This window comes from Myxococcus sp. RHSTA-1-4, from assembly GCF_020037125.1.
GTDB lineage: Bacteria > Myxococcota > Myxococcia > Myxococcales > Myxococcaceae > Myxococcus.
Window position 1 is genome coordinate 35,627 of record NZ_JAIQDG010000022.1, and the last position, 26,284, is coordinate 61,910.

Below are 26,284 nucleotides of genomic sequence, written 5' to 3' on the forward strand. Positions count from 1 at the left end.
GTGCCGACCCGCCAGGTCCTGGCTTGCGTCTGCGCCTGGGCGCTGGCCGTGCTCGCCGCCTGCTCGCGCTCCAAGCCCGTGCCGGCCGCGGACGCCGCCCCCGACGCCGGCGCGCAGGTGGCCGCGGTGGGTGTGCCCGGCTGCACCCTGTATGGCGAGCCTCGCGAGACGGGCACCGTGCCGGACGTGCTGCCGGAGCTGTCCGGCCTGGCCGCCAGCCAGCGCCACCCGGGGGTCTTCTGGGCGCACAACGACTCCGGCAACGGCTTCATGCTCTTCGCCCTGGACGAGGCGGGCGCCGTGCGCGCCCGGCTGACGCTCACCGGCGCGCAGCCCCGGGACATCGAGGACGTGACGGTGGGCCCCTGCGCCCCCGGCGACTCGCGCCCGTGCGTCTTCCTGGCGGACATCGGCGACAACTTCGAGCGCCGGGACGTGGTGCGCCTCTACCGGCTGCCCGAGCCCGAGTCGCTCACCGACGCCACCGTGACGGTGGAGGTGCTGTCCTTCACGTACCCGGATGGCGCGCACGACGCCGAGTCGCTGGTCGCGGACGCGCGCTCGGGGCGGCTGGCCGTCATCACCAAGACGCGCGCCTCGCTGGGCAACGTCTACGCGCTGGACGGACTGCGGCCGGGCGCGTCCGTCCAGGCGTCGAAGCTGGGCACGCTGGAGGTGCCCGAGGGACTGGACCGGGCCACCACCGCCGCCTCGCTCCACCCCTCCGGCCAGCGTCTGCTGCTGCGCACCTACACACGCGTGTGGGAGGTGCGCCAGCCGGACGCCACCCGACTGGAAGACCTCTTGAAGGGGCAGGTCGTCGAGGTGCCGGGCGCGAGCCAGGCGCAGGCCGAGGCCATTACCTTTCTACAGGACGGAAACGGCTACCTGCTGGGCTCGGAGTTCACCAGCCAACCGCTGTATCTCACGCGCTGTCGCTGATCCGGCGCAAAGGCCTCCACCTCGGGTGAAGCCCGCCTGCCGGGTTGACGGTATGGCGACGGTGAACATCTTTGGCCACAGCCAGGGGTGCCACCACGTGGGCAGGGTGTCCATGTGTGGGGGAGGGGGAGGGCGAGCGTGCCGACGATGAAGCCACAGGATTTGCCGCCGGGTATGGGCCCGCGCGGGAAGAAGACGGACAAGCCCTCCCCGACACCGGGGAAGGGCTTCAAGCTCGGCTCGCCGCTGGGCTACATCTTGCTGCTGGTCCTGGGCTTCCTGCTCTTCCGAAACGTGTTCCAGGACGCGGGCGTGCGGCGGGTGAGCTACAGCCAGTTCAGCGACGCCGTGGAGGCCGGCAACTTCAGCCGGGTCCAGATTTCCAACGAGTGGGTGAAGGGCTTCCTCAAGGACACGGCGCAGCAGCCGCCGCCGTCCCCGTCGGGGGACCGCGCGCTGCGCAGCGAGCCCAGCGCCCTGCCGTGGATGGCGTACCGCGTCCCCGGTGACGAGACGCTCGTCCCGCTGCTGCAGGAGAAGGGCATCCAGTTCGAGGCGGTGCCCCAGTCCGGCCTGGGCGAGGCGCTATGGATATGGCTGCTGCCGCTGGGCCTCTTCTTCCTCTTCTGGTCCTTCATGATGCGCAGGGTGGCCGGCGGCATTGGCCAGGGCCCGCAGAGCGTCATGAGCTTCGGCAAGACGCGCGCGAAGGTGCAGGCCGAGGCCGACACCGGCGTGGGCTTCAAGGACGTGGCCGGCGTGGACGAGGCCGTGGAGGAGCTGCGCGAAATCGTCGAGTTCCTCAAGACGCCGGAGAAGTTCCGCCGCCTGGGCGGCCGCATTCCCAAGGGCGTGCTGCTGGTGGGCCCGCCGGGCACCGGCAAGACGCTGCTGGCGCGCGCGGTGGCGGGCGAGGCGGGCGTGCCCTTCTTCAGCCTCTCCGGCTCCGAGTTCGTGGAGATGTTCGTGGGCGTGGGCGCGGCCCGCGTGAGGGACTTGTTCGCGCAGGCCACCGCCAAGGCGCCGTGCATCATCTTCATCGACGAGCTGGACGCCATCGGCAAGAGCCGCAACGCGGGCGTCGCCGGCGGCCATGACGAGCGCGAGCAGACGCTCAACCAGCTCCTGGCGGAGATGGACGGCTTCGACAGCCGCGCGGGCCTCATCATCCTCGCGGCCACCAACCGGCCCGAAATCCTGGACAGCGCGCTCCTGCGCCCGGGCCGCTTCGACCGGCAGGTGCTGGTGGACCGGCCGGACAAGCGGGGCCGCGAGCGCGTCTTGGAGATCCACTCGAAGGGCGTGAAGCTGGGCCCGGACGTGGACCTGAAGTCCATTGCCTCGCGCACGCCGGGCTTCGCCGGCGCGGACCTGGCCAACGTGGTGAACGAGGCGGCGCTGCTGGCCGCGCGCCGCAACCGCGACGCGGTGATGCGCGCGGACTTCGAGGAGGCGATTGAACGCGTGGTGGCGGGCCTCGAGAAGAAGAACCGTCGCATGAACGAGCGCGAGAAGGAAATCGTCGCGCACCACGAGGCGGGCCACGCGGTGGTGGGCTGGATGATGCCGCACGCGGAGCGGGTGACGAAGGTGTCCATCATCCCCCGCGGCCTCGCGGCGCTGGGCTACACCATGTCGCTGCCGCTGGAGGACCGCTACCTCATGTCGCTGGACGAGCTGCGCGACAAGATGGCGGGGATGATGGGCGGCCGCGCCGCGGAGGAAATCTTCATCGGGGAGATTTCCACCGGTGCCGCCAACGACATCCGCCAGGCCACGGAGATGGCCCGGCTGATGGTGCGCGACTACGGCATGAGCACCCTGGGCCCGGTGGCCCTGAGCGCCGACCACGGGCCGGCCTTCTTGCGCTCCGCGGGCGTGCCGGAGTCCCGCAGCTACTCCGAGCAGACAGCGCGGATGATTGACGAGGAGGTCCGCAAGCTCGTCAGCGAGGCGCTGGACAGGGCCCGTAACGTGCTTATTACCCACAAGGACAAGGTGCAGGCCCTGGCGGCCCGGCTGCTGGCCACGGAGGTCATCGAGGAGGACACGATGTCCGCCATTCTCGGCCCCAAGGTGGTGGCCCAGCGTGGCCTGCTGCACCCGGAGGCGCGTCAGGTCGTCTCCGCGCACCCCGTGGATGTGGGAGGCGGAGAGGAGCCGGCGCCCCCCACGCAGCACAGCACCAAGGCGTCCCTGGACTCCTGAGTCACGCCCGGCCGCCTGCCGCGCGGGCGTGCCTTCGCCCACCGGCGCCGCGACTGCCTGCGGTGTGCGGTGGGCGAAATTATCTTGTGCGCGAAAGGAGGCGTCGCCGTGGAGAACAGGATCGGCAAGAGCTACATGGCCCGGAAGGCCCTCTTCGCCAAGGGGCTGAAGGAAGGGCGGCTCACGGTGCAGGAGATTGAAGAGGCCCTGCCCGCGGGCACCCTGACGGCGGCGGAGCGCTGGCTCCTCTACTACTCGCTGCGCGCCGCGCAGGTGGAAATCATCGACGAGGTGACCGGCCAGGTGGACCACGGCTTCATGGCCGAACCCCCTTCCGCCCCGCAGCAGCATTAGCGCCTCCCGCGTTGACAGGTGGGCCGCCGCGGTTACGTTCGGGGCACCAACCACCCATTACCGCGCACCGCGCACCCACCACCGCCTCAGGTTCGACATGGCCGGCAACCCCCGCACCGACGCAGCTCCGGAAACCCAGCAGGCCCAGACCGCCAACGGCCCAGGACCCGCCTCGGGCGCTGGTGAGCCTTCCCCGCAGCAGTCCCAGGGCGCGGAGGCCGCCGCTCCCCCGGTCGACGCCGAGAAGGAGCAGCTGCGGGCGGACCTGGACGCCACCCGGAAGAAGTATGACCAGCTCGCCCGCGCCTACCAGGACGTGAACCGGGACCGCGAGGAGTTCAAGCAGCGGCTCACCCGCGAGCGCGACCGGATGATGGACGTGGAGCGTGGCAACGTGGCCACCACGCTGCTGGAGGCCATCGACGAGCTGGACCGGTGCCTCGCCGCGAGCGCCCAGGACACCTCTCCGCTGGCCCAGGGCGTGCGGATGATTCGCGACGCGCTGCTGGCCAAGGTGCAGGGCACCGGCATCGAGCGCCTCCAGGTGGTGGGCCGGCCCTTCGACCCCAACGTGGCCGAGGCCACGGACATGGAAATCACCACCACCCCGGATGACGACCAGAAGGTGGTCGCCGAGGTGCGCGCGGGCTACCGGCTGAAGGAGCGCATCATCCGGCCCGCGCGGGTGAAGGTTGCCAAGTACATCGCCCCGGCCCAGGCCTGACGGGCCTGGCCGCTCCGGCTCGGGAAGGGGGCAGCCGGGGCGGCTGTTGCCACCGGACGCCATGGCCCGCCGTGTAAGCTGCCGCCCCGTGTCCTCCCGTCTGCTTTCCGTCCTGCTCGTGCTGGCGCTCGCCCCCGTGGCGGGCGCCGACGAGGGTCCGCTCGACTCATGGCTCAAGGCGCGGGTGCGCGAGCATGCCGCCTGGTTCGCCTCTCAGACAGGGGGCGATGGCCGCTCCGCCGCCGGCCCGGGGCTGTGGCGGGAGCGCACCGGGGATGATCCGGGCATCCCCGGCTTCGTGCCCCCCACGTCGCTGGCACCGCTGATTCGCGCGGTGGAGGCGGGCGTGGTCAACATCACCACCGTGGCCCCGCGCGACAGCGGGCTGTCGGGGATGAAGAAGGCCACCGGCTCCGGCTTCGTGCTGACGCCGGACGGCCTGGTGCTCACCAACAACCACGTGGTGGCCGGGGCGCGGCAGATTGCCGTGCGGCTGTCGGACGGGCGCGAGTTCTCCGCCGGGGTGGTGGGCCGCGACGCCTCCACCGACGTGGCCCTGCTGCGGCTGAACGGCGCCGAGGCGGAGGACCTTCCGGCCCTCTACCTGGGGAACTCGGACCGGCTGGAGGTGGGGGACTGGGTGGTGGCCATCGGCAACCCCTTCGGCCTGGACCACTCGGTGGCGCACGGGATGATTTCCGCCAAGGAGCGCGTGCTGGGCGTGGGCCAGTTCGACGACTTCATCCAGACGGACGCCCTCATCAACCCCGGCAACTCCGGCGGTCCGCTCTTCAACATGAAGGGCGAGGTGGTGGGGGTGAACACGGCCATCATCAGCCAGGGGCAGGGCATCGGCTTCGCGGTGCCCATCAACCTGGTGAAGGACCTGCTCCCCAACCTGCGGGAGAACGGGAAGCTGGAGCGCGGCTGGCTGGGCGTGGTCATCAACGACGACGGCCAGGGCGGCGAGCGGCGCGCGCCCCTCGTGAAGGACGTCTACAAGGACAGCCCGGCCGCCGCCGCCGGCATCCGCCCGGGAGACCGGTTGGTGGCGGTGAATGGGCGGGCCATCGGCTCCTACCTCCAGCTCCTGCGCAAGGTGGCGCTGCTGGCGCCAGGCACCGAGGCGCGGCTGTCGCTGCTGCGCGACGGGGCCACCATGGAGGTGACGGTGCGGCTGACGGTGCGCCCCGCGCCGGAGGCCCAGCAGGCGCTGGGCCTCATCCAGCGGACCTCCACGGACCAGGACGTGGGGCTGTCGCTGGTGGACCTGACGCCGGAGGTAGCCGCGCCGCTGGGCGAGGAGGCCTGGGCCGGGGCGCTGGTGTCCGGCATCACTCCGGGCAGTCCCGCGTTCCAGGCCGGCGTGCGCGTGGGGGACGTGGTGACGGAGGTGAACCGCCGCCGGGTGAAGGACGCGGCCGGGGCGCGCGCGGCGCTCGCGAAGGGGAGCGCCGGGGCCAGCATCCTCCTGCGGGTGAAGCGGGGCGACGCGCTCCAGTACGTCGCCATCGCCCGGTAGCGCGAAGCGCTACTGCTTGTTGGCGTCCTTGCCGTTGAGCCACAGGCCGAGCTGCTGGCCGGTGCGCCCCTCCGTGACGAGGATGCCCTCCACGCGCGCGGTGACGCCGAAGTTCTTCCCGCCGCCCTTCTTGGGGAGGCTCCACACGCCCTGCGGGGTGAAGACCACCTGCGCGCGCACGCCGCGCATGGAGAAGAGGCGGGCGAACATCTGTGCGTTCCACCCCTCCGGCAGGGTGCCGGTGACGGTGAGGAAGGGGAGGATGGGGTTGCCGGCGGCGTCCGCCTTCTTCGGCGCGCCGTGGGTGAGGGCGTAGCGGCCCCCCGGGAAGAAGGGGGTGATGTTGATGGTGTACTCCCCCGTGGCGGGCGAGTACGGCCCCGGGGCCAGCATGGTGGCGTCGTCCTCGGTGACGATCATGTACAGCCGCTTGCCCTGGTACTTCTTCCGGAAGGCCTCCGCCTGCGACTTGCACTGCGGATCCACGAAGGCGCCCTCGCACGCGCCCGCGTACTTCTCCAGGAAGGCCCCCAGTCCACCAAGCGCTTCGGACTCGTCGCGCAGCTTCGCGAAGCGCGAGTCCACGTCGGCCAGGGCGAGTGCGGGCAGGAGGAGGGTGACGGCGGCGGCGAGGAAGCGGCTCACGTGAGGGGACTCCAGGGAACGGGGGTTCAGGAACGGACTGTGCCACCGCGCCGCGCCCTCGGCACCCGTCTCGTGGGTGTGTGCGGGTGGATACAGGTAGAGACAGGTGAATAACTTGCCTACATGTGGCTACCATGTAGGGTGTGCCTGTCACCACCTGTTCCGGGAGGTAGCCCCCCAGTGTTCGAGCGTCCGCAGGAGCGTCGCAGCCACCTTCGTTTCGACAAGGTCTTCACCGTGTACCTCACCACCCAGGACGGGATGATGCGGGGGGTGGGCCGCAACATCAGCGCGCGGGGCATGTTCGTGGAGGTTCGCGACTCGGTGGGCCTGGGCGAGAAGCTGAAGGTGACGTTCGCGGGTGAGGACGGCACGGAGATGACGTGCCTGTGCGAGGTCCGCTACCAGGTGGCCCTGTCCTTCGGGCGCAAGGACGGGCGCGAGGGCAGCAGCCGCGGGGTGGGGCTGCGCATCGTCGCCTACGAGACGCAGGACGACGCGCCGCTGCTCCTGGTGGACCGCGAGCGGGTGATGCACTGAAGCCGCGCCGGGGCCCGTGAGGGGCTTTTCCGGCCCGCCGCTCCCGGAACCGCGGGGGCCCGCGAGAGCCGCCTTCTGGGCACCGGAAACAAGAAGGGCACGTCCTCCACGAGGGAGGCCGTGCCCTTCGTCGTTACAGCGGAGGCTTCGGGGTTACTGCGAGAAGCCCTCGAGGAGGTAGTGGGCCTCGATGCGCTTGAGCGCGAGAATCATGGCGGCGCAGCGGGTGTCCACGGGCTCGCCGATGCAGTACTGGCGGCTGTCGTGCATCTCCGTCTTGCGCGCCTGGTTGCGCGAGATGTCGCGGATGATGCGGTAGTTGCGCTTCATGGCGCGCTCGAGGCGCTGGTCGACCTCGGCCTCGCTCCAGCGCTCCATGCGCTTGTTCTGGATCCACTCGTAGTAGCTCACCGTCACGCCGCCGGCGTTGGCGATGATGTCCGGGATGAGCTCGATGTTGCGCTTCTGGAGGACGCGGTCGGCCTCCGGGGTGGTGGGGCCGTTGGCGCCCTCGGCGATGAGCTTCACCTTGAGGCGCTCGGCGATGTCGGCCGTGATTTCACCGCCCAGCGCGGCGGGGATGAGGATGTCGGCCTGGACGTCCCAGAGGTCCTTCTTCTCGATCTTCTGGGCGCCGGGGAAGCCGAGCACGCTGCGCTTGAGATTCTTGGGGTCCTGGACGTAGGCGGCCAGGGCGTGCACGTCGATGCCGTCACCGTTGTAGATGGTGCCGTCGGCGTCGTTGACCGCCAGGAGGCGGGCGCCCATGTTGGCGAGGATGAGGGCGGCGTGGCTGCCCACGTTGCCGAAGCCCTGGAGGGTGAACGTCTTGCCCTTCACGGACTCGCCGCGGTCGGCGTAGTAGTCCTCGATGCAGAAGGCGACGCCCTGGCCGGTGGCCTTGCCGCGGCCCTCGGAGCCGCCGATGCGCACGTCCTTGCCGGTGACGATGCCGCGCAGGTTGTGGCGCTCGCGCTCACCGTCGGAGAACTGGCGGTAGAGCAGCGCCATGATCTCCGGGTTGGTGCCCACGTCCGGGGCGGGGATGTCGATGTTCGGCCCGATGAGGCTCTTGAGCCGGTACATGAAGCGCAGGGTGATGGCCTCCAGCTCCTCCTTGCCGTACTCGCGCGGGTCGATCTGGATGCCGCCCTTGCCGCCGCCGAACGGAACCTCGGCGATGGCCGTCTTCCAGGTCATCTCCGCGGCGAGCGCCTTGAAGAGGTCCAGGGACACCTCGCGGTGATAGCGGAGGCCGCCCTTGTAGGGGCCGCGGGCCTGGTTGTGCTGGACGCGGTAGGCCTTGAAGCGCTGCGACTCACCGGGGACGAGCTGGTACACCTTGCCGTCCGGCAGGCGCAGGTGCCCCTGGCGGATGGCGACGTCGGAGCCCAGGAGGGCGCGGCCGTTGAGGATGATGCTGCCGTTGGCCAGCAGCTCCAGGCCTTCCTTGTTGCGCACCTGCGTCTCGGGCAGGTCGGAGAAGGACTTCGCCTTGTCGGCGGACAGCGGAACGAGGCGGTCCTTCAGCTTGGCCGTGACGTAGAAGATGTGCTCGTAGTCCGGCTCCTCCAGCTCCAGGCGGACGCGCTTGTCCAGCTTGATGAGGTCCGCGGCGCGATGGAAGATCTCCATCGCCTCCGTGTAGACGGTGCGCTTGGGCGTGGGGGCCGGGGCGCGCATGAAAGTCTCTTCGCTGGCCATGACGGGAAACGCTCCTTGTCGGCCCCGCCGGGGTGTGTGGTGGCGAGGCACGCGGGAATGGCGGCCCTTATGTGCATAGCCGCCCAGAGAGTTCAACCGCCGGGAGGCAGGTGTCATCCTTCAAAAAATGGAGGGATGACGGGCACTTATGTCAACGCACCGTGTCACCCGAGGCAGACGCGGTGTGTCATGGATGTCAGGGTGGAATCCCGGAGAGCGGTTGGTGGGCCAAGGACTGGCCGGGCGGGCAGGGGAGCAAAAGAGCAGCGCTGATCATTTGTCCTTGCCCCACCCGAAACCCCATGGTACTTCGCGCCCACCTTTCGCCGACATAGCTCAGTTGGTAGAGCAACTGATTCGTAATCAGTAGGTCCCCGGTTCAAATCCGGGTGTCGGCTCCAGAAAATCAAGGGCTTGGGATGCGCTTCGCTCCCAGGCCCTTTTTCTTTGTTGCCGCTGTGTGGCCTGCCGCTTTTCGGACGGGGAGGGCCCACGGAAGGGTCTCGAAGGCGGCCCGCTACTCCTGGAATCTGGCCATGGGGGCTTTTTTGAGGCTCGCTGGAGCAATCTGTCTGCTGCTGCTTGCGGGGTGCGCGACCAACCGCGTCGTCCATACCGACGTTGGGAACGGTCAGCGAGTCACCCACGAGTCGGTCGAGATTGAACCTGTTGAGGTAAGTGAGGAGGAGTTCAAGGAGGCCCTTACGCAGCTTGTCCTCGACATGCGGCTGGACGTGGCGTTCCGGGAGACCGACGAGGAGGACCAACGGGGGTGGGTTCGGTCCAGGACTCTCCTCGCATCCTCGTAGGGCATCGCTGCTTCGGGGGCGGCGAGTTCCCCCGAGTCGCTGTACGCGCGCATCTGCCCCGACGCGGACGACTGTCTGCCCCTGGTAGGCGGGATGGGGTTGCCGTTCGGTCGGAAGGACCGGACGCTGATGGCCCTCTCCTTCGCGCTCGATACCGTCTGGGAGAGCGTCGAGTTGGAGGTCGGCAAGATGCTGAACCCGGTAGCGCTCAAGGCGATGTTGACCTCGGTCGCGCTGGCCGTGCTGCTCACGATGACCTTGCCCGAGCCCGTTACCAAGGTCATCGCGGTCGCGTTGACGGCGACCATGGTGGCCTACCTCGGGGTGATTCCGGTCTGGGAGATGGGCCGGGGGTTCGTCCGGCTGTGGGAAGACTCCGAGAAGGCGACGAGCATCATCGAGTTGCAGGATATCGGGCACCGGTTCGGGCGCGTGCTGGGAACGAACGGCACGCGCGTCCTGGTGCTCCTCGTCACTGCGGCCCTTGGCGGGAAGAGTGCGATGGCGGCCCAGGGCCCGAAGCTGCCCGGCTTCTCCCAGGCTGCAATCCGCGCGCAGGCCGAGGGCGGTTTCCTGCTCACTGCTGCTCTGAATGGTGGGGTGGGCTCGATCTGGCTGCCTGCTGCCGGGGTGCTCAACGTGGCGCTGGCTCCGGGAGCTACTGCTGCCGTCGCGATGTACTCGAACGGTATTCCGGGTGACGCTGAAGGCCCGGTTCATCACATCTGCACGAACAAGAACGCTATCTCCGCTGCCACTGGCGGCCCTTGGACGCCAGAGTGCGAAAGGATTTTCAAGAAGGCCGGGATGTCGCTCGAAGATGCTGCGTAACCGTTCACCGGGGTGAGAGCCGGATGAGGGGAGCATGCAAGGGAGGAGGCAGCATAAGAGGTAGGGTTCGGGGTGCTCTACCCACAGGGTGAGTACGCACGAGTCCATACTGTTGACGCGCACCCTGGTTGAGGGAGCGAGGCCCGATTTCGAGCCGACTGTGTGATGGGGTAGGGAGGACTGCCCATTATCGGCGAGAAACTGGAGCGCCGCGCCCGCTGATGTAGCAGGCGGTGTTACCGCGCGCCCAGGATGATGCAGAAGAGCGTCGAATGAGGCGCACTGGATGATGCGCAGTTCCCCGGGCGGGGTGGGTTGCGCCATGCGGGCTGCTGATATGGCCTCCGGTGTTCAGGCAGGAGGACCAGGAGTTGTCTGTTCGGCGCCACGGCGCCGGAGCACCTCCTTCACAGTCACCGCTCCGGCACCCGTGAGCTGCTCCAGCCGCGCGACGAATCGGTCGATGGGGTCTCGCGGGGCCACGTCGCGGAGCCCCCGCCAGGGCGCGGCGAGGGCCCGATCCGCGGTGCTCTTCCCCAACAATGCACGCAGCTCCCAGAACGCAGCCCCCCAGACTTCGCCAATGTCCCAATGGGTCGCGTCCGACGCCAGCTCGTTGAAGCCACGGTGGTGGTCCAGGGCCCGGATGTATGGATGGTCAGGTCCTTGTCGGGCCGACCACACCGCTCCGCTCCGATGCCCAAGCCGCGGGTCGCCGCCATGGCTGCACACGAGATAGTCGCCGAGCCCCGACTCGAGCGCCCGCAACCGCTCGCTGTCGAAGTTGCTCCCGGGGACCGCGTCGAACAGCACCTGATGGATGTAGGACTTGCAGACGACATCGGGGTCGCCCGCCACCGCCACACCGACTGTCACCCGATTGTTCCGCGCGTCATACTCCGCCGCGTCCACGGCGCTGTCGCCCACATGGATCCGCGGGAAGGGGCCGACGTCGAAGCCCAACGAGGCGAGGAAGTCCTGGAAGGATTTCAGCGCCTTCGAGAGCTCACTCTCGAGCTGGGGCGTCACCAGCCCGGAGAACACCACGCCTTCGACGTGCTCGACGCGATTGACGAGTTCCTCCACCCGTTGCGACTCGCGGTGCAGATTCTCCTGGACTTCTCGCAGCCGCGTCTCGAGCTTCACTCCACCGGGCCCCAGCTCAATGGTCTTGAACAGCGGGGCCACCCATGGAAGCAGTGCAATCACAACCAAGGCGACGGTGACCCAATCAATCGGCACCGTCGGCAATGCCGCATGAGTCAGGGCCAAGGCTACCGCGGCCACGGAAACCAGAAGGCCTGCGGCCATGTTGCGCCGCATCGGGTCTTGCGTGACCGCCATGTGGGGTCTCCCGTCTCACTGCCCTGAGATGCCACGCCTCGAACCGGGTTGCCGAGCTCCCTGAACCAGATGTCTTGGGCAATATGGGGTTCTGCTCTCCATGGGGCAATCGCCAGCCTCCGTCCGTGGGCACGCCTCCGCCTGCGTTGGTGGGCTGAGTCCCACCCCTTTCAAGGTGATGGAGGAGGCTCCCTGGTGGGCGGGGTGTCAGGAGAACTAGCGGTCGCTGCGGGCAGGGGCGCTTGTTCGAGCAGCACCGCCAGCTGCAGTACACCCGCGAGCTGCTCTTCTCCACCGAGGTGGACCTGATGGCGCTGGTGGCCCGCGACGAGCTGAAGGTGTCGATGCAGGCGCTCGACGAGAAGGTGAACCACACCGAGCCGTGGGTGGCGCGGCAGGTGGTGCAGGGCTGCGGGGAGCGGCTGACGCCCGTGCTGGAGCAGTTGAAGTCCCAGCAGCGGCCCTGGGCGGCGGGCTACTGGGTGCGGGAGCTGGATGGAAACCACCTGGCGGCCAGCCAGAAACGACTCAAGTCCCTGCGAGGCTTCCGAGGAGCGGCGCTGCCCGGCCAGTCGCGTGGACAGGCACACGGGCTCGGGGACGGCATCCGCACAGAAGAAGCCCTTGGGACAGCTCGGCGCCACACTTGGGCGAACTGGCCGTGAGCACCAGCCGCGCTGGCCATACGGCTTGATGCTCGACACATCGATGCGCCTGCAGGAGCGGAACGTGATCAGCGGCTCGGCACGGAGAGCTGCCTCGCGTGGTGAACAAGATCAACAACGCCACAGACCATGCCGTGCTGTCCTTGTGTGCCTGCTCTCGGATGGATAGCCATCCTCCTGATCAACAGGCCAGTCACACGCGAGGGGGAGCTCATCATGCGCGCGGTGCGAGCAATGATTGGTGCTGTCCTCACCCTCCTGCGAAAGCACCTCGATGCTCACCCGCGGACCGAACTGGGGGGAGGGCAGGACGATCCGAGCGGGGACAAAGTCGTCTTCGACGACGGCGACCAGATGGTCTTTCCCTTCTACCTCAACGAGGCGGCCACGCCGGGGCTATGAGCGATGGACTACGTGCTCGTTGATGGCGACCTGGCGATCTTCCAGCCGAGCTTCGGCGCAGCGACTGTGGTCGTGCAGCCACGGCCGGCGGCAAGAAGCTGTGCATCGTCGGAGACGAGGCGAGCGTGGCGGTTCCCGGCTGCAATTACACAACACCGAGCCACACGATCCCGGGCATGGGCACGCTCGAGATCGCCGCGCTGGCCGGCGATCGGCAGGCCAGCAAGACCAGCACCGGCGGCACCAGCGTGCCGCTAGTCGGCAGCAGCTTCATAAGGAGGCCAAGGCCCGCCTGGAGGCCTTCAAGACCGGCCTGGGCGCTCAGCTGCCCGAGGCCGTTGCCTGTCTGGAGAAGGGCTTCGCCGCGGCCACCGTCTTCTACGACTTCCCCTCCGCGCACTGGCTCCGCCTGCGCTCCACCAACGGCTTGGAGCGCCTCCACGGCGAGGTGAAGCGCCGCACCCGCTCCGTCGGCGCCTTCCCCGACAGGGCCAGTGCCTTGCGTCGGGTCACCACCGTCGCCTTGGAGGTCTCCAGCATCTGGAGCGACCGCCGCTACCTCGACATGGCCCTCCTCAACCCCTCCCAACAGCAGCCCGTTCAGCAGTCCGCGTGAAGCACGCCGAGGCCCTCCCCCCGCTCCCCCCTCCTACACACGACTCGGGACTTGACCGGTTCAGCAGCAGGCTCCCCTTCGTCAGGCTGCTCCTGATGGTGTGGATGCTCATGCGCGCGAGGTGACGGAAGGCGGCAAGGAGGTCCTCGTCGTCGAGCCCGGCCTTCAAGGCCCGTTCGTGTTCGAGGGCAAGCGGCCGCAGCAGCTCGATGCTGATGGACTTCGCCTCTTCTTCCGTCATCGGCCGGACGAGGCGGTAGCTACGCAGAATGGTGAGGATGCGCTTCACGGTGTCCTCCGAGTGTGCGCGCGCACGGAGGGCAGAAGAGCCCGCGTGGCGCGCTTGGGCGAGCGCGCCGACGGGCGCGGATGGGATGGGATGAGCCTCGGTTCCTACGACTGGGAAACCAGGCGCTTCAGGCCGGGCGGGAGTCCGGCGCCGAGCGCCCGTTCCCCTTGCGCTTGCCACCTGGCGCAGCGCCACTGCCCGTAGTCTGGCTCCAGCAGCGAGTAGAGGACGGGCATCGCCAGAAGCGTGAGGCGTGGGTTCGGCCGGCGCTCCGGCCGCGGGGCGCCGCCCCACGCCCGGCACACGCGCCGCAGCCAGCATCTCAGGCCAACTGGCCGGGCACGCCTCCGGGGCCATGCGTTGGGGGATGGCTGACATGCAGGCCCCCCCGCCGGACACGTCTCCAGCCGGAACAGTCAGTGTATAGGTATTCGCCCGCAGATGATCCGTCTCTGCGTAGGAAGCGAGGCCATCCGAATGGTGGCGTTGACGTATCCCGGTGTCTACACCGTGGAAGTCCCGAGCGGAGTCCGGACCATCGTCGGGGTCAGCACCTCGACGGCGCTGTTCATCGGCAGCAGCCCGGACGGCCCGTTGAACCAGCCAGTGCAGTGCTTCAACTACACGGACTTCGCCCGGGTGTTCTCGGACGACATCACCAGCGAGCATCAACTGGGGCGCTACGTGCGGCTGTTCTTCCTCAATGGCGGCTCGTTGTGCTGGGTGGTGCGGGTGGCCAGCGGCGCCCAGGCATCGTCCATTCAGCTCAAGCCCGAGGTCGCGGGGGCGGTGGCGCTCAAGCTTGAGGCCCGCAACGCGGGCCAGCGCGGGGACATGCTCCGCGCCAGGGTGGACTACAACACCTCGTTGCCGGAATCGACCTTCAACCTGGAGGTCTTCCGCCAGACCACGGATTCCTCCGGCGCCCAGGTGAAGCAGGACGCTGAGCTCTGGAAGAACCTGTCGATGGACAGCTCCTCACCGCTCTATGTCGTCGACGTGCTCAAGCAGGGCTCGAAGCTGGTGACGGCCGAGCTGGTCGGGAGCCCGACCCCCAACAACGGTATCTCCTTGTCGGGCCGGCCTGTCACCTTCTCGGGGGCGACCACCCTTCCCGGCGCGTGGAATGGCGTCATCGGCAAGAACGCCCCTGCCAGGAAGTTCCAGATCAGCGTGGGTGGCCGCAGCTACGTGACGGTGGACCTGTCCGACCTGGATGTCGTCGCACAGGCCAGTGCCGCGGCGCTGGCGGCGGAGCTCCACAAGCGAATCGTGGAGGCCCATACCCGGGCAGGCATCCTGCTCGGTGACGCCGAACTCCAGGTGGCCTTCTTCGAGGCTCCCTCGAGTGAAGCCGGCACCACGGCCTCGCTGCTGCAGCTCACCGGCATCCAGCAGGAGGTGCTGGTCCGTGCGGCATTGGAGGAAGATGCGGCGGTGACGCTGGGGCTGGGGACCGCGCAGGGAGGACTGGAGATCTCCCCGTTCGCCGCCTACCGCCCCGCCCCCAGTGGCAACACCCTCAGCCCGGGCGTCAATCCGGCCAGCCCGGCGGAGCACTTCAAGGCGGCCTACGGCCTCGAGCACTCGGACCTGGCGAAGCTGACGATTGGCTCGGTGGAGGTGCCGCTGCCGCTGCCCGTCGCTGGGGCGGAGCCGCTCTTCCAGGACTCGGGCGGAGGAAACAACGGCCTCCGCGAGCGGCTCCAGGGCGCGGTGGACGCCTTCAACACGCTTGTGGCGGCACCTCCCCCAGGCACCTCCATTCCCTGGCGCGCGGAGCTGTGGGGCTACCGGCTGGCGCTCCTCCCCACGGGCAGTAGCACCAACGAGGTGGTGAACCTCTCCACCTCCAACGCCGCGCTGGATGGCGGCCTCACCCAGAACGTCGGCCTCTATCAGCTCGGCGCCGGTGGCGCCGGCTCCTTCCAGGATGGTGGCACGTCGGGAAACGACGGTAGCGCCCCGACGCAGAAGGAGTACGACGAGGCCTTCATTGCCGTGGATCGCGAGGTGGACATCTTCAACTTGATGTGCCTGCCGCCGGACACGGCCAGCACCGACATGTCCAGCTTCTGGGGGCCCGCGAGCGTCTTCTGCCTGAAGCGGCGGGCCCTGCTGCTGGTGGACGCTCCCGTGGGGTGGACGGACGCGCAATCAGCCCAGAAGGGAGTGGCCAACGCGCGTGTGGGCGTGGTGAAGGACCACGCGGCGCTCTTCTTCCCGCGCCTGCTGGTGGACGAGAAGGGCCGCAAGGTGCCGGTGAACCCCGCCGGTGCCATCGCCGGGTTGATGGCGCGCATCGATGGCACCCGCGGGGTGTGGAAGGCTCCCGCGGGCACCGAGGCGGACCTGCGCGGCGTGGTGGGGCTGGAGCGCCGCTTCTCCGATCCGGAGAACGGCGCGCTCAACCCCCAGGCCATCAACACCCTGCGTGTCTTCCCCACGGGCATCGTCAACTGGGGCGCGCGCACCATGGACGGGAGCGACGATTCCCAGAGCGAGTACAAGTACATTCCCATCCGCCGCGTGGCCCTCTTCATCGAGGAGAGCCTCTACCGCGGCCTGAAGTGGGTGGTCTTCGAGCCCAACGACGAGCCGCTCTGGGCGCAGATCCGCCTCAATGTGGGCTCGTTCATGAATGGCCTGTTCCGCCAGGGCGCATTCCAGGGGGCCCGGCCGGCGGACGCGTACTTCGTGCGCTGTGACGCGGAGACCACGACGCAGGACGACCGCAACCGGGGCATCGTCAACATCTGGGTGGGCTTCGCTCCCTTGAAGCCCGCCGAATTCGTCGTCCTCTACCTGCAGCAGATGGCCGGACAGATCCAGGTCTGAGGAGCAAGCCGTGGCTCAATTCAACGTCAATACCCAGCGCTTCGACCCCTACAAGAACTTCAAGTTCCGGGTGAAGTGGGACGGCCGGTATGTGGCTGGGGTGAGCAAGGTGAGCGCGCTCAAGCGCAGCACCGACGTGGTCGCCCACCGCGAGGGCGGGGACCCGAGCTCCTCCCGGGCTTCGCCCTCCCTGTGGAAGTTCGAGCCGGTGACGCTCGAGCGCGGGGTGACGCACGATGTCGAGTTCGAGGGCTGGGCGAACCTCGTGTTCCACACCGACGGGGACGCCGCCATCTCGCTCAAGAACTTCCGCAAGGACATCACCATCGAGCTGCTCAACGAGCAGGGCAAGGTGGCCAAGGCCTACAACCTGTTCCGCTGCTGGGTGTCCGAGTACCAGGCGCTCCCGGAGCTGGACGCCAACGGCAAGGCGATGGCCATCGAGCGGCTCGTCCTGCAGAACGAGGGCTGGACGCGGGACCTGAGCGCGGCTGAGCCGACCGAGAGCTGAGCCGAGGAGGAGCGCACGTGGCGAGCCCGAGGCGAGCCGCAGGGGGCGCGGTCCAATGCGTGGTGCTCGGAGGCTCCGGGCTCCGCCGGGCCTGGCTGCGAGAGCTGTGTGGCCTGGACGAGGAGTCCCTCGAAGGGGGTGGGACGCCCGAGGCCCTCCGGCTGCTGGACCGGCTCCTGGTGGACGGGCCAGGGGCAAGCGTCCGGCCCGGTGAGTCGGGCACGCTTCCTGTGTCCGAGCGCGACCGGCTCCTGGCTGCCGTCTACCGGGCCACCTTCGGTCCCCGCATCGAGGGGACGCTGCGCTGCGCCGCCTGTGCGGCGTCCTTCGACCTGGACTTCGACCTGGACACGCTGGTGGCCCAGACCCTGGATGCCCCCGAGGCCCCAGGCATCGAGGCGTGCGAGGGGCTCTACTCGCTGCCCGACGGACGACGCTTCCGGCTGCCCACCGGGGATGACGAGTGCGCGGTGCTCACCCTTCCTCCCGAGGAGGCCGCACACGCCCTCCTGCGGCGCTGCTGTGTCGAAGGTGAGCTGGCGGCGGACGACGAGCCCGCCCTGCTCGAAGCGCTCCAGCAAGTGGGGCCGATGCTGAATCTGGAGCTGACCGCATCCTGCCCCGAGTGCGGGCACTCGCAAGCGCTCCACTTCGACATGCAGGCGTACCTGCTCGGCGCGCTGGCACGGGAGGCGGAGTCGCGGGTGTACGAGGTGCACCGGCTGGCGCTCGCCTATGGCTGGAGCCTGGGGGAGATCCTCTCCCTGAGCCGGCGCCGCCGCCAGGCCTACGCCGCCCTGGTCGCGGGTGACGCGTCCCTTGGCGCGCGGGGGAGGCCATGAGCGACTACCTGCGGAGGCTGGTGGCGCGCTCGCGGCCTCCACGGGCCGGGGCCGCCGGGGTGCCGCTCCTCCCCGCGCCGGGCCGTCCTCGCGGCCCGCCGGAGGACCCCTTCGCCGAGGCGGAGGCCGTCCCCGGAGTCGAAGAGGGAGAGGCCGTGCCCGCCCGGGGCGAAGGTCCCCCCCGGGCTGAAGGACCCGCCCGGGAGCAGCGCGGGCCCGGGAACCCGCGTGCCATGCCCGCCGAGGCGCGGCCCCCTCCACCCGAGCCCATGGCGCCCCGGGCTGCCCCGCTGTTCGCGCGGACGGACGGGGAACTCCCCGCGCCGCCGCCGCCCGCCTCCCGGCTGCCCGCCCGGCTTCCACGCCCGCCTCCCGTGACGGAGGCGCCGCGTGCTCGGGAACTGGAGCACGCCGCCTCCGGTCCCTCGGAGCGGGGGAGGACCGAGGAGTCCGTGCCGCGCCGGCCTCGGGCTCCAGTGCCGGCGGAGGATGCGCGCAGCCATCCTTTGGGGGAGAGGGGCTCGGAGATGGCGGCCTTCGAGCCTCGGCGTGCCATGTCACCGCCGCGGCCCCCGGTGCCCGAAGAGGTGAGACGCACGGCCGCGCTCGCCCCTCCTCCCAGAAGCGTGCCCCGGCCCCCGGTCCTGGCCCTTCCCGCTGACGAGCAGGGCCTCTCACCCGAGAGGAAGGTCCCGGAAAGGGTACCCACCGTTCCGCTGCTCCGCCCGCCCGAGCGCCCCCGGGAGCTCGTGGCCCCGCCGCCCGCCGCGCCCCAGCTGCTTCCAGCCCCGGCTCAGGCGGCTGCGGCGGCGTCCCAGTCGCCTCCGCGCATCGTCATCGGCCGCATCACCGTCCAGGTGGTTGACGCCCCCGTGGCCCGCACGGCCCCCATGGCTCCGGCACGGCCTGCTCCTGGTGGGGAACGAGCTCCACAGTCTCGTGAAGTGGGAGGCCTGACCCGGCTGCGCTTCGGCCTGGGGCAGCTATAGCCATGGCGCTCCTCGATCTTTCCCTGGTCACCCAGGCCCTGGTCCGGCTCCTCAAGGAGCACATCCGGGCCTCGCCTGCGTGGAGCCAGAACACCGAGCCGAAGGTCTCGCCGCTGCCTCATGACAGGCTCAGCGAGGACACGCTCGGCCTCTACCTCATCCACGTCATCGAGGACCCCCACTTCAAGAACCCACCCCCCACGGGGCTCGGCTCGCCGCCGGTGCGCTTCAGCCCCCTGGCGCTGAGCCTCATCTACCAGCTCACGCCGCACCTCGGGCAGGACTCGGCTCCGGGCCTCTACACCTCGCAGCTCCTGTTCGGCCTGGGGATGAAGGCGCTGCACGACTACCCGGTCATCGACGACCACACGCAGCTGGTGGCCCGGGACGGCACCCCCCTCGACATCTTCCCGGCCGAACTCCAGGGCCATGGCAACACGCTGCGCGTCTCGCTGCTGCCCATCCCTCACGCAGAGGCGATGAGCCTCTGGACCGGACAGGCTGGGGCGCCGCGGCTGTCCGCCTACTACGAGGTGCAGGTGGTGATGATGGAGCCGGAGCGCAAGCAGGTGCAGCCCCGGCGCGTGCTCGGCTTCGGTGTCCAGCTGTCGCCCGGCGCCGGGCCAGGCATCGACACCACGCGCAGCGTGCTCACCTATGCCCTGCCCGGTGAGCCCCCGCGCACCGTGGAGCTGCAGCCGGCCCAGGTGCCAGCCGGAGACCCCGTCCAGGGACGGGTGGCCTTTCTCGGCCAGGGGCTGTCCGGCGACCGCACCACGCTGCTGCTGCGCGGGCTCCAGTGGACGGATGAGGTGGAGACGGGCTGGCCCCTCGATCCTTCTCCCGAGAAGGTGGTGGCCGTCGTGCAGGAGACGGCCGGCGGCCGGCGGGTGGTGCCCGGCATCTACTCCGCGCGGCTCGCCGTGAGCCGGCGGCAGGCGTTCCCGGACGGCTCTTTCCGCGAGGTCCTCCGGACCTCCAACGCGGCGCCCTTCGTCGTCTCGCCGCGCATCGACTCCGTCACCCTCGCCGACGGCGTCTACACCGTGTCCGGCTACCTCTTCAGCGACCCGGACCTCCCGGAGGACGCCCTGCAGGTCCACCTGGGAGACTCGCAGCTCACCCGGGTGTCCACGGCGCCCGTCGCAGGGACGTTCAGGGTGAGCGCGCCGGGCACGCTCCAGCTCCGGCCTCCGGCCGGCCTGCCCTCCGGCCCGGTGCCCCTCCGGGTGCTGGTGCGCGGCGCCGAGTCCCTTCCTCTCTGGGTCGCCCTCCCATGAGCGCTCCTTCCGCCGCTGCGCGGCCCATGGATGGACCCGAGGGGGGGGCGCCGCTGGAGGAGCCGCTCCGGTGGGTGCTGACCCGGGTGCGCCTGCGGGCCCGGCGGCGCGCGGCCTGGCTGCGCCACCTGTGGGCCGGGGAGCCCCGCTCGCTTCCGAACGTGGTCGCGCATGCCGAGGTCGACCAGCTCCTGGAGGATCGCGATGCGCCCGAGGCCGAGGCGGCCTGGTGGACGGCCCACGGCCCCCGCGACCTCGTCGAGGCGCTGCGGCAGGTGGAGGCGGCGCTCGCGGCGGACGAGCACTCACGCCTGGGCCGGATGAGCCGGTTGTTCGGCCTGGAGGCGCGGGAGCGGGACCTGCTGCACGCCTGCCTGGCGCTGGCCGTGGACCCCGCGCTGGCCCGGGTCTATGCCTACCTGCAGGACCACAGCGGGAGGGGGTACGTCACCGAGGAGCTGGTGGCGCGCCTGTTCGCCCACGGGCGCTGCAGCGCGCTCGGCGTCGAGGCCGCGGTGCGCCGTTGGGAGCTGGTGGTGGAGCGGGAGGTGGCTCCCGGCGAGCCGCGGCTGTGGGAGTGCGAGCCCGGGCTGCGGGCGTGGCTGCTGGGCGAGGATGCGCTGGACGCGGCGCTGGTGGGGGTGGCCCGGCGGGTGGAGCCGCGCGAGCCTCTCTTGGGCTGGCCCGTGGAGGAGGCCACCTCGCTCGTGCACCGGCTGGTGGAGGCGGGGCAGCCCGCGCGGGTGCGCCTGCGGGTGGAAGGGCCCCCGGGCAGTGGCCGGCGGACGCTGGCGGCCACCGTCGCCTCGCGCCTGGGCCTGGCGCTGCTGGCCATCGACACCGATGCCGTGGAGGAGGCCGCCTGGCCCCACGTCTTCCTCCGGGCGCAGCGCAAGGCCTGGCTGGAGCGCTGCGCGCTGGCCTGGGTGGGCGAGGCGGCGTCGCGGCGGCCCTGGCCCCGGAGCCTGCCCTGGTTCCCCGTGCAGTTCGTCATTGGCGAAGGCTCCCCGCCCATCCCCGCCGGGGAGGACGTGGTGGACCGCCGCATCGAGGTGCCCCTGCCGGCCGTGGAGGAGCGGCGGGCCCTGTGGCGCCGGCTCCTGCCGGAGTGCGCCGGCTGGACGGACGGCGGGCTGGAGCGGCTGGCCACCGGCCACCGCACTCCGGTGGGGCGCATTGCCGCCGTGGCCCGCCACCGCGTCACCGGTCCCGAGGAGGCCGAGGCCCTGGTGCGCGAGGCCTCTCGCGCGCAGCTCGGAGACCTGGCCCAGCGGCTGGAGTGCCCCTTCACCTGGGAGGACCTCCTCCTGCCGGAGGTCCTGCGCGAGGGCCTGAGGGACCTCGTCTTCGAGGCCCGGGAGCGCGCGGCCTTCTGGGAGGAGCACGCGGCGCGCCGGCTCTTCCCCCAGGGGCGAGGACTGCTCGCGCTCTTCTCCGGGCCGCCAGGCACGGGCAAGACGATGGCCGCCCAGGTGGTGGCCGCCAGCCTGGGCGTGGACCTGTTCCGCATCGACCTGTCCACCGTGGTGAGCAAGTACGTGGGGGAGACCTCGCGCAACCTGCAGCGCATCCTCTCACGCGCCGCGGACCTGGACCTGGTGCTGCTCTTCGACGAGGCGGATGCCCTCTTCGGCCAGCGCACGGAGATCCGTGACGCGCACGACCGGTTCGCCAACACGGACACCAGCCACCTGCTCCAGGCCATCGAGTCCTACCGGGGGGTGGCGCTGCTGGCGAGCAACCGGCGCGGCGACATCGACCGGGCCTTCACGCGGCGGCTGCGCTACATGCTGGAATTCCCCGCGCCGGACGTGGCCCAGCGCACCACCCTCTGGCGCCGGATGGTGGGCGAGCTGGCCGGGCCACAGCGGCTGGCCGCGCTGGAGGCGGAGCTGCCCTCGCTGGCCGAGGCCCTGGAGCTGTCGGGGGCGCAGATCAAGCTCGGCGTGCTCAGCGCGCTGTTCGCCGCCCGGCGGGAGGGCACACAGGTGGAGCTGCGGCACCTGCTGCGCGGCGTGGAGCGCGAGCTGCTCAAGGAGGGGCGCGCGCTCAGCTCCCGCACCCGGGAGAGGTGGGTGGGCCGTGGCGGATGAGCGCGTGGTCATCGAGGAGCTCGTCCTCCGAGTCCCAGGCCTCGGCGCCGACGAGGCCCGGCTGCTGGCCGCCGACGTCGCCGAGCGCGTCGGCCGTGGCCTGGCCTCCGCGCCTCCCAGCCGCTCGTTGGGGGCGCTTGAGCTGAAGGTGAGCGTGCCGCGGGGAATGGACCGCGCGCGCCTCGCCGAGCACCTGGCGGGCGCCATCCTCCGGGGGGTGTCCGGATGAGCACGTCCTCGCGAGCCCTGGCCACCCGGCAGCAAGCGCCCGCGCTCGAGCCGGCACGCCCCGCCACGTCCGCTCTGCCCCGGCGGCAGCGCCAGCCGGCCCGGGGCCAGCCGGGCAACCACACCCGCGCCGGTCCCGGGCTCCAGCCGGAAGAGGCTCCGGCCCTGGCGCAGGCGAAGAGAGGAGCGGCTCCCGAGGCGGGACGGGTCGGCCCCCAGGCGGGAGCGCCGGAGCCGGGCGCGGGGCTCGCCCTGGAGCCGCCGGTTGCCAGGGAGCAGGGCCCGGGCGGGGCAGGGGCCGTGGGCGGGGCGCTGCCGGCACCCGGTGACGCCTATCTGGCCGCGCTCGAGGCGCCGCCCTCCCGCATGGCCGCCGCGTGGAGCGCCTCCGGGGACCAGGCCTCGGCGGCGCTCGCGCGGGAGCAGAAGGCCCGGGACGCGGAGCTGCCGGACTTCACCGCCCGGCTGGACGGCGCGGGCGTCAAGGCGGTGGTGACGGCCACGCCGGAGAAGCCGACGCTTCAGGCCCCGCCGGTGGAGGTTCCTTCGGGGCTGAAACCCGCCCCGCTGACCGCGCCGCCACCCACGCCCGCGCCGCGCGTCTCCGACAACACCTCCGCCAGCCAGAAGCTGGTGCGCGAGGTGGGGCAGGACTCCCAGGCCCTGAAGGAAGGCGGGCAGGGGGTGCTGAAGGGCCTGAAGACCCAGGTCCCAGACCTGGAGACGAGCCCGGGCGCGCCGCCCGAGGTGCCGCTCACCGGGGGCGCCGACCCCCTGCGCGCCGTGGAGGCGGAGCAGCAGGGGAGCGAGGCCGCCGAGCAGGCCCGGCTGGCCGCGAGCCTCGCCATCGTCCAGGGCCCGGGGCCGGCGCAGGTCCAGCCCGAGGTGCTGGAGGTGCCGAACCGGGTGCCTCCCTCCCAACCGGAGACCCTTCCCGGCCTGGAGCCCGTACCGGAGATGGCGAAGGTGGCTGCCTGGAACCTGGATGCCGAGGCCTCGGCGGCCTTCGATGACGAGGCCCGCCCCCGCATGGCCGAGCACCTGGCGCAGGCGCGGGGCCAGCTCGAGGACCAGGAGACGCAACGCACCGTCGAGCGCGAGCGCGCCGTGGCCGATACCCGGCGGCAGGTGGACTCGGCCAACGCCGAGGCCGACGCGAAGCAGGCCCAGACGGTGGGCGAGACGCGTGACAGCATCCTCGGCGAGCAGCGCGAGACCCTTCGCCAGCAGAAGGAGGCGGTGGACGGCCTCACCCGGGATGCCGGCGCCCAGCGCGAGCAGGTGCTGGCGACGGTCGACGAGCGGGTGACCGCGGACGAGCAGAAGATCGCCAGCGACTACCAGCAGGCGGAGCAGGACGCGCAGGTGGAGCAGCGCCAGGGGGAGGAGAGAGCGCGCGCCAGGAAGGAGGAGACGGAGCGGGAGGCCGCCCAGGACAGCAACTGGTGGGAGCAGGCCGTCGAATTCGTCACGGAGGCCATCGACGCGCTCGCCAAGGCCATCGACGACATCCTCAGTGAAGTCCAGAAGGCGGTGGGCGCCCTCCTGGACAAGGTGAAGCAGGGGGCCCTGGCGCTCATCGAGCAGTCCCGGCAGTGGATCAACGAGCGGCTGGACCAGTTCGGCGCATGGCTGAAGCAGGCCGTCACCGCCGTGCTGGGGGACCTCTTCCCCGAGCTGACGCGGAAGCTCAACGCCTTCATCGATCAGCGAATCGAGGCGGCCAAGAATGCGGTGAACGCGCTCGCCGACGCGCTCAAGCAGAAGGTCTCCGCGCTGGTGGAGGGGCTGCGCGGGGCGCTCAACGCGCTCATCGAGGGCTACCGCCAGGGGGTGAAGGCGCTCGCGACGCTCGCCAAGGCGCTGGTGAGCGGGGACTGGTCGGCGGTGGCGGAGCTGCTGCTGGCGGGGCTGCTGAAGGTGCTGGGCATCGACCCGGGCGAGTTCTACGCCTTCATCGGGAAGATCCGCTCCTCGCTGGGGCTCATCGTCGACGACCCAGGCGCCTTCGTGGGCAACCTCGTGGGCGCGGTGATGAAGGGCTTCGGCCAGTTCGCCGACAGGATCCTGGAGCACCTCAAGAGCGGCCTGCTGCAGTGGCTCTTCGGCGTCGTGGCGGAGGCGGGCATCACCCTGCCCAAGCAGTTCGACCTGGCAGGGGTGTTCGACCTGGTGATGCAGGTGCTGGGACTGACGCTGTCCCGGCTGCGCGCCAAGGCGGTCAAGCTCATTGGCGAGAAGAACGTCGAGCGCATCGAGTACATCTGGGAGTTTCTCTCCGAGGCCGTGGCGGGCGGGCTGGGCGGGCTCTGGGAGCGTGCGCAGGAGTTCCTGGGCAACCTCTGGGACATGGTGGTGGGCGCGGCCCAGGACTGGCTGGTCGTCACGCTGGTGAAGAAGGCCGTCCTCAAGCTGGTCTCGCTGTTCAACCCGGCGGGAGCCATCCTCCAGCTGCTCCTCACGGCATGGGATGTCTACCTCTGGCTGCGGGACAATGCGAAGCGCATCGGGGACCTGGTGGTGGCGGTGGTGGAGTCCATGGCGGAGATCGCCACGGGGGCCATTGGCAAGGCCGCCAACTGGATAGAGCAGGCGCTCGCGAAGCTGGTGCCCGTGGCCATCCACCTGCTGGCCAACATCCTTGGGCTGGGCGGCATCGGCGAGAAGATCCAGGAGGTCATCACCCGGGCCCAGACCACCGTCGACCAGGCCATCGACAAGCTCGTCCTCAAGGTGGTCGGGCTCTTCAAGCCCGCGAAAGGGAAGGAACAGCCCGCTGGAGTGGAGGAGGGGCCGCCGGCGACAGCGGACCTCGAAGCGGAGCTCGAGAAGCCCGTCACCTTCAAAGCAGGCGAGAAGGAGCACCGGCTCTGGGTGGAGGTGCAAGGCCAGTCCGCGGTGCTGATGTTTGCCAGCGAACCGTCACACCTGGAGAGCTTCCTCAACCGCAAGGACATCAAGGCGCTGGAGAAGGACGTCGATACGCAAGGCCACGTGAAGGCGGCACGCAAGCTTCTTCAGGAGGCTGATTTCGATACCGAGGTGGTCCTCAAGGCGCTCGCCCAGCACACGTCACCGCCTTCGGAAAAGAAGGAGGAGGCCCGCAGGGAGGTCCAGGAGTTGGTGGTTCACCTGGCGTGGATTCTCGACGAGCTCAAGGAATACAAGTCAGACGCTCCCGCTGTGGGCACCTACAGCAAGTTGAGCGGAGTCAAGGACTACACCCCTCACCATGTGCCTCCCAAGGGCCTGGCCAACTGGATCTACCAACAGGTGATGTCCATTCCAAAGGGGATCCGGGATCTCGCCCAAGTGAATCCCGTGGTTGAAGCGGCCACAGAAGCGAAGGACGAGCACGACTCCAAAGGTCTCAATCTCTCCAGCATCCTGCTCCACGCTAACACGCACATCTCCAAGACGGGAGAGGCAGGGCTGGATGCCTACCGCGCGCACCACGGGCTGAAGACCGCTGAACTGGTAGCGGCGGCAATGAAGGAGAAGGGGCTCATCCCCATCATCAAAGGTGGGGAACTGCTCACCGACCCGGAAGACATCGCCAGGCAGAAGGCCGAAGTCGAGGAAGGGGGCGAGGACATCACCGCGGTGGGGACTGTTTCCACCCAGTTCTATCTCAAGGAACTGGATGCCGCGCGCACCCAGGTCAAGGTGGAACAGGAAGGCCACGTGGATGCATTTCTCGCTTCGGTGGCCAACGTCTTCTGCCGGGCCTACTACCAGTCGCGTTCAGCGGTGAAGGTGGCTCTCGCCCACAGCATCGGGAAGGACGGGCCTCCCGATACACATGCCGCGGCCCTGATGACCCTTGATGAGAAGGCGAAGGCCACGTGGCTGGCCATCCACCCCCAGATGACGCGAGTCACCCGCTTCTGAGCGGGGAGAGGGCAGCG

General features: G+C 70.1%; 19 protein-coding genes, 1 tRNA gene and 3 pseudogenes. 19 read left to right on the plus strand and 4 right to left on the minus strand.

Going from position 1 to position 26,284, the window contains the following annotated elements; genetic code table 11:
- From K8638_RS27300 to K8638_RS27320, 5 genes are all read left to right on the plus strand, one after another.
- Positions 1–942, plus strand: a complete 942-nt coding sequence (locus K8638_RS27300) for a hypothetical protein (protein ID WP_223757572.1) — start codon at positions 1–3, stop codon at positions 940–942.
- Between the two features lie 147 nt (positions 943–1,089).
- Positions 1,090–3,150 (plus strand): ATP-dependent zinc metalloprotease FtsH, encoded by a 2,061-nt coding sequence (gene ftsH / locus K8638_RS27305; protein ID WP_370644126.1) that lies wholly within the window; start codon positions 1,090–1,092, stop codon positions 3,148–3,150.
- 108 nt (positions 3,151–3,258) lie between these two features.
- Positions 3,259–3,504 (plus strand): RNA polymerase sigma factor region1.1 domain-containing protein, encoded by a 246-nt coding sequence (locus K8638_RS27310; RefSeq protein ID WP_223757573.1) that lies wholly within the window; start codon positions 3,259–3,261, stop codon positions 3,502–3,504.
- Positions 3,505–3,601: 97 nt separating this feature from the next.
- A complete protein-coding gene (locus K8638_RS27315; protein ID WP_223757574.1) occupies positions 3,602–4,228 on the plus strand; it encodes a nucleotide exchange factor GrpE in 627 nt (208 codons plus the stop codon).
- Between the two features lie 61 nt (positions 4,229–4,289).
- The gene (locus K8638_RS27320; protein ID WP_223757575.1) at positions 4,290–5,750 is read left to right on the plus strand and encodes a trypsin-like peptidase domain-containing protein; all 1,461 of its coding nucleotides are present in this window, start codon (positions 4,290–4,292) and stop codon (positions 5,748–5,750) included.
- 9 nt (positions 5,751–5,759) lie between these two features.
- Here the strand turns inward: K8638_RS27320 and K8638_RS27325 are convergent, their stop codons facing one another.
- Complete coding sequence (locus K8638_RS27325; RefSeq protein WP_223757576.1) at positions 5,760–6,395, minus strand: DUF6066 family protein; 636 nt, start codon at positions 6,393–6,395, stop codon at positions 5,760–5,762.
- 180 nt (positions 6,396–6,575) lie between these two features.
- On the opposite strand from K8638_RS27325, the gene K8638_RS27330 reads away from it, so the two are divergent.
- Positions 6,576–6,935, plus strand: coding sequence for a PilZ domain-containing protein (locus tag K8638_RS27330; RefSeq protein WP_223757577.1), 360 nt, complete (start codon positions 6,576–6,578; stop codon positions 6,933–6,935).
- Positions 6,936–7,088: 153 nt separating this feature from the next.
- On the opposite strand, the gene K8638_RS27335 is transcribed toward K8638_RS27330, so the two are convergent.
- The gene (locus tag K8638_RS27335) at positions 7,089–8,639 is read right to left on the minus strand and encodes a Glu/Leu/Phe/Val dehydrogenase (RefSeq protein ID WP_370644121.1); all 1,551 of its coding nucleotides are present in this window, start codon (positions 8,637–8,639) and stop codon (positions 7,089–7,091) included.
- Between the two features lie 325 nt (positions 8,640–8,964).
- Here K8638_RS27335 and K8638_RS27340 point away from each other — a divergent pair.
- Positions 8,965–9,040 (plus strand) — tRNA-Thr (locus K8638_RS27340).
- A gap of 135 nt (positions 9,041–9,175) precedes the next feature.
- Positions 9,176–10,276: pseudogene (locus K8638_RS27345) on the plus strand (AHH domain-containing protein); the annotation flags it as partial.
- Between the two features lie 354 nt (positions 10,277–10,630).
- Here K8638_RS27345 and K8638_RS27350 read toward each other — a convergent pair.
- Complete coding sequence (locus tag K8638_RS27350) at positions 10,631–11,623, minus strand: hypothetical protein (protein ID WP_223757579.1); 993 nt, start codon at positions 11,621–11,623, stop codon at positions 10,631–10,633.
- Positions 11,624–11,865: 242 nt separating this feature from the next.
- On the opposite strand from K8638_RS27350, the gene K8638_RS27355 reads away from it, so the two are divergent.
- The 4 genes and pseudogenes from K8638_RS27355 to K8638_RS27370 form a co-directional block, all read left to right on the plus strand.
- A complete protein-coding gene (locus K8638_RS27355) occupies positions 11,866–12,288 on the plus strand; it encodes a hypothetical protein (RefSeq protein WP_223757580.1) in 423 nt (140 codons plus the stop codon).
- Between the two features lie 216 nt (positions 12,289–12,504).
- Positions 12,505–12,690 carry a hypothetical protein gene (locus tag K8638_RS27360; RefSeq protein WP_223757581.1) on the plus strand — a complete coding sequence of 62 codons (186 nt, stop codon included), beginning with the start codon at positions 12,505–12,507 and terminating at the stop codon, positions 12,688–12,690.
- Positions 12,691–12,815: 125 nt separating this feature from the next.
- A pseudogene (locus K8638_RS45315) lies at positions 12,816–12,908 on the plus strand (hypothetical protein); the annotation flags it as partial.
- 59 nt (positions 12,909–12,967) lie between these two features.
- Positions 12,968–13,306 (plus strand): annotated as a pseudogene (locus tag K8638_RS27370) (transposase); the annotation flags it as partial.
- Here K8638_RS27370 and K8638_RS27375 read toward each other — a convergent pair.
- The gene (locus K8638_RS27375) at positions 13,266–13,595 is read right to left on the minus strand and encodes a hypothetical protein (RefSeq protein ID WP_223757582.1); all 330 of its coding nucleotides are present in this window, start codon (positions 13,593–13,595) and stop codon (positions 13,266–13,268) included. The pseudogene K8638_RS27370 and the gene K8638_RS27375 sit on opposite strands and share 41 nt — an antisense overlap.
- A 477-nt stretch (positions 13,596–14,072) precedes the next feature.
- Between K8638_RS27375 and K8638_RS27380 the strand changes: the two genes are divergently transcribed.
- The 7 genes from K8638_RS27380 (at position 14,073) to K8638_RS27410 (ending at position 26,267) form a co-directional block, all read left to right on the plus strand.
- The gene (locus K8638_RS27380; protein ID WP_223757583.1) at positions 14,073–16,433 is read left to right on the plus strand and encodes a phage tail sheath C-terminal domain-containing protein; all 2,361 of its coding nucleotides are present in this window, start codon (positions 14,073–14,075) and stop codon (positions 16,431–16,433) included.
- Between the two features lie 10 nt (positions 16,434–16,443).
- Complete coding sequence (locus tag K8638_RS27385) at positions 16,444–16,944, plus strand: phage tail protein (protein WP_223757584.1); 501 nt, start codon at positions 16,444–16,446, stop codon at positions 16,942–16,944.
- A gap of 17 nt (positions 16,945–16,961) precedes the next feature.
- Positions 16,962–17,786: a hypothetical protein gene (locus K8638_RS27390; protein ID WP_223757585.1), complete on the plus strand. Its 825-nt coding sequence runs from the start codon at positions 16,962–16,964 to the stop codon at positions 17,784–17,786.
- A 991-nt stretch (positions 17,787–18,777) separates the two neighbouring features.
- A complete protein-coding gene (locus K8638_RS27395) occupies positions 18,778–20,055 on the plus strand; it encodes a Pvc16 family protein (protein WP_223757586.1) in 1,278 nt (425 codons plus the stop codon).
- Positions 20,052–22,148, plus strand: coding sequence for an ATP-binding protein (locus K8638_RS27400; protein ID WP_223757587.1), 2,097 nt, complete (start codon positions 20,052–20,054; stop codon positions 22,146–22,148). Before K8638_RS27395 ends, K8638_RS27400 begins: the two co-directional genes overlap by 4 nt.
- On the plus strand, positions 22,138–22,377 hold the full coding sequence (locus K8638_RS27405; RefSeq protein WP_223757588.1) for a hypothetical protein: 240 nt from the start codon (positions 22,138–22,140) through the stop codon (positions 22,375–22,377). The genes K8638_RS27400 and K8638_RS27405 overlap by 11 nt, the downstream gene beginning before the upstream one ends.
- Complete coding sequence (locus tag K8638_RS27410) at positions 22,374–26,267, plus strand: hypothetical protein (RefSeq protein ID WP_223757589.1); 3,894 nt, start codon at positions 22,374–22,376, stop codon at positions 26,265–26,267. Before K8638_RS27405 ends, K8638_RS27410 begins: the two co-directional genes overlap by 4 nt.
- The last annotated feature ends 17 nt before the right edge of the window (positions 26,268–26,284 follow it).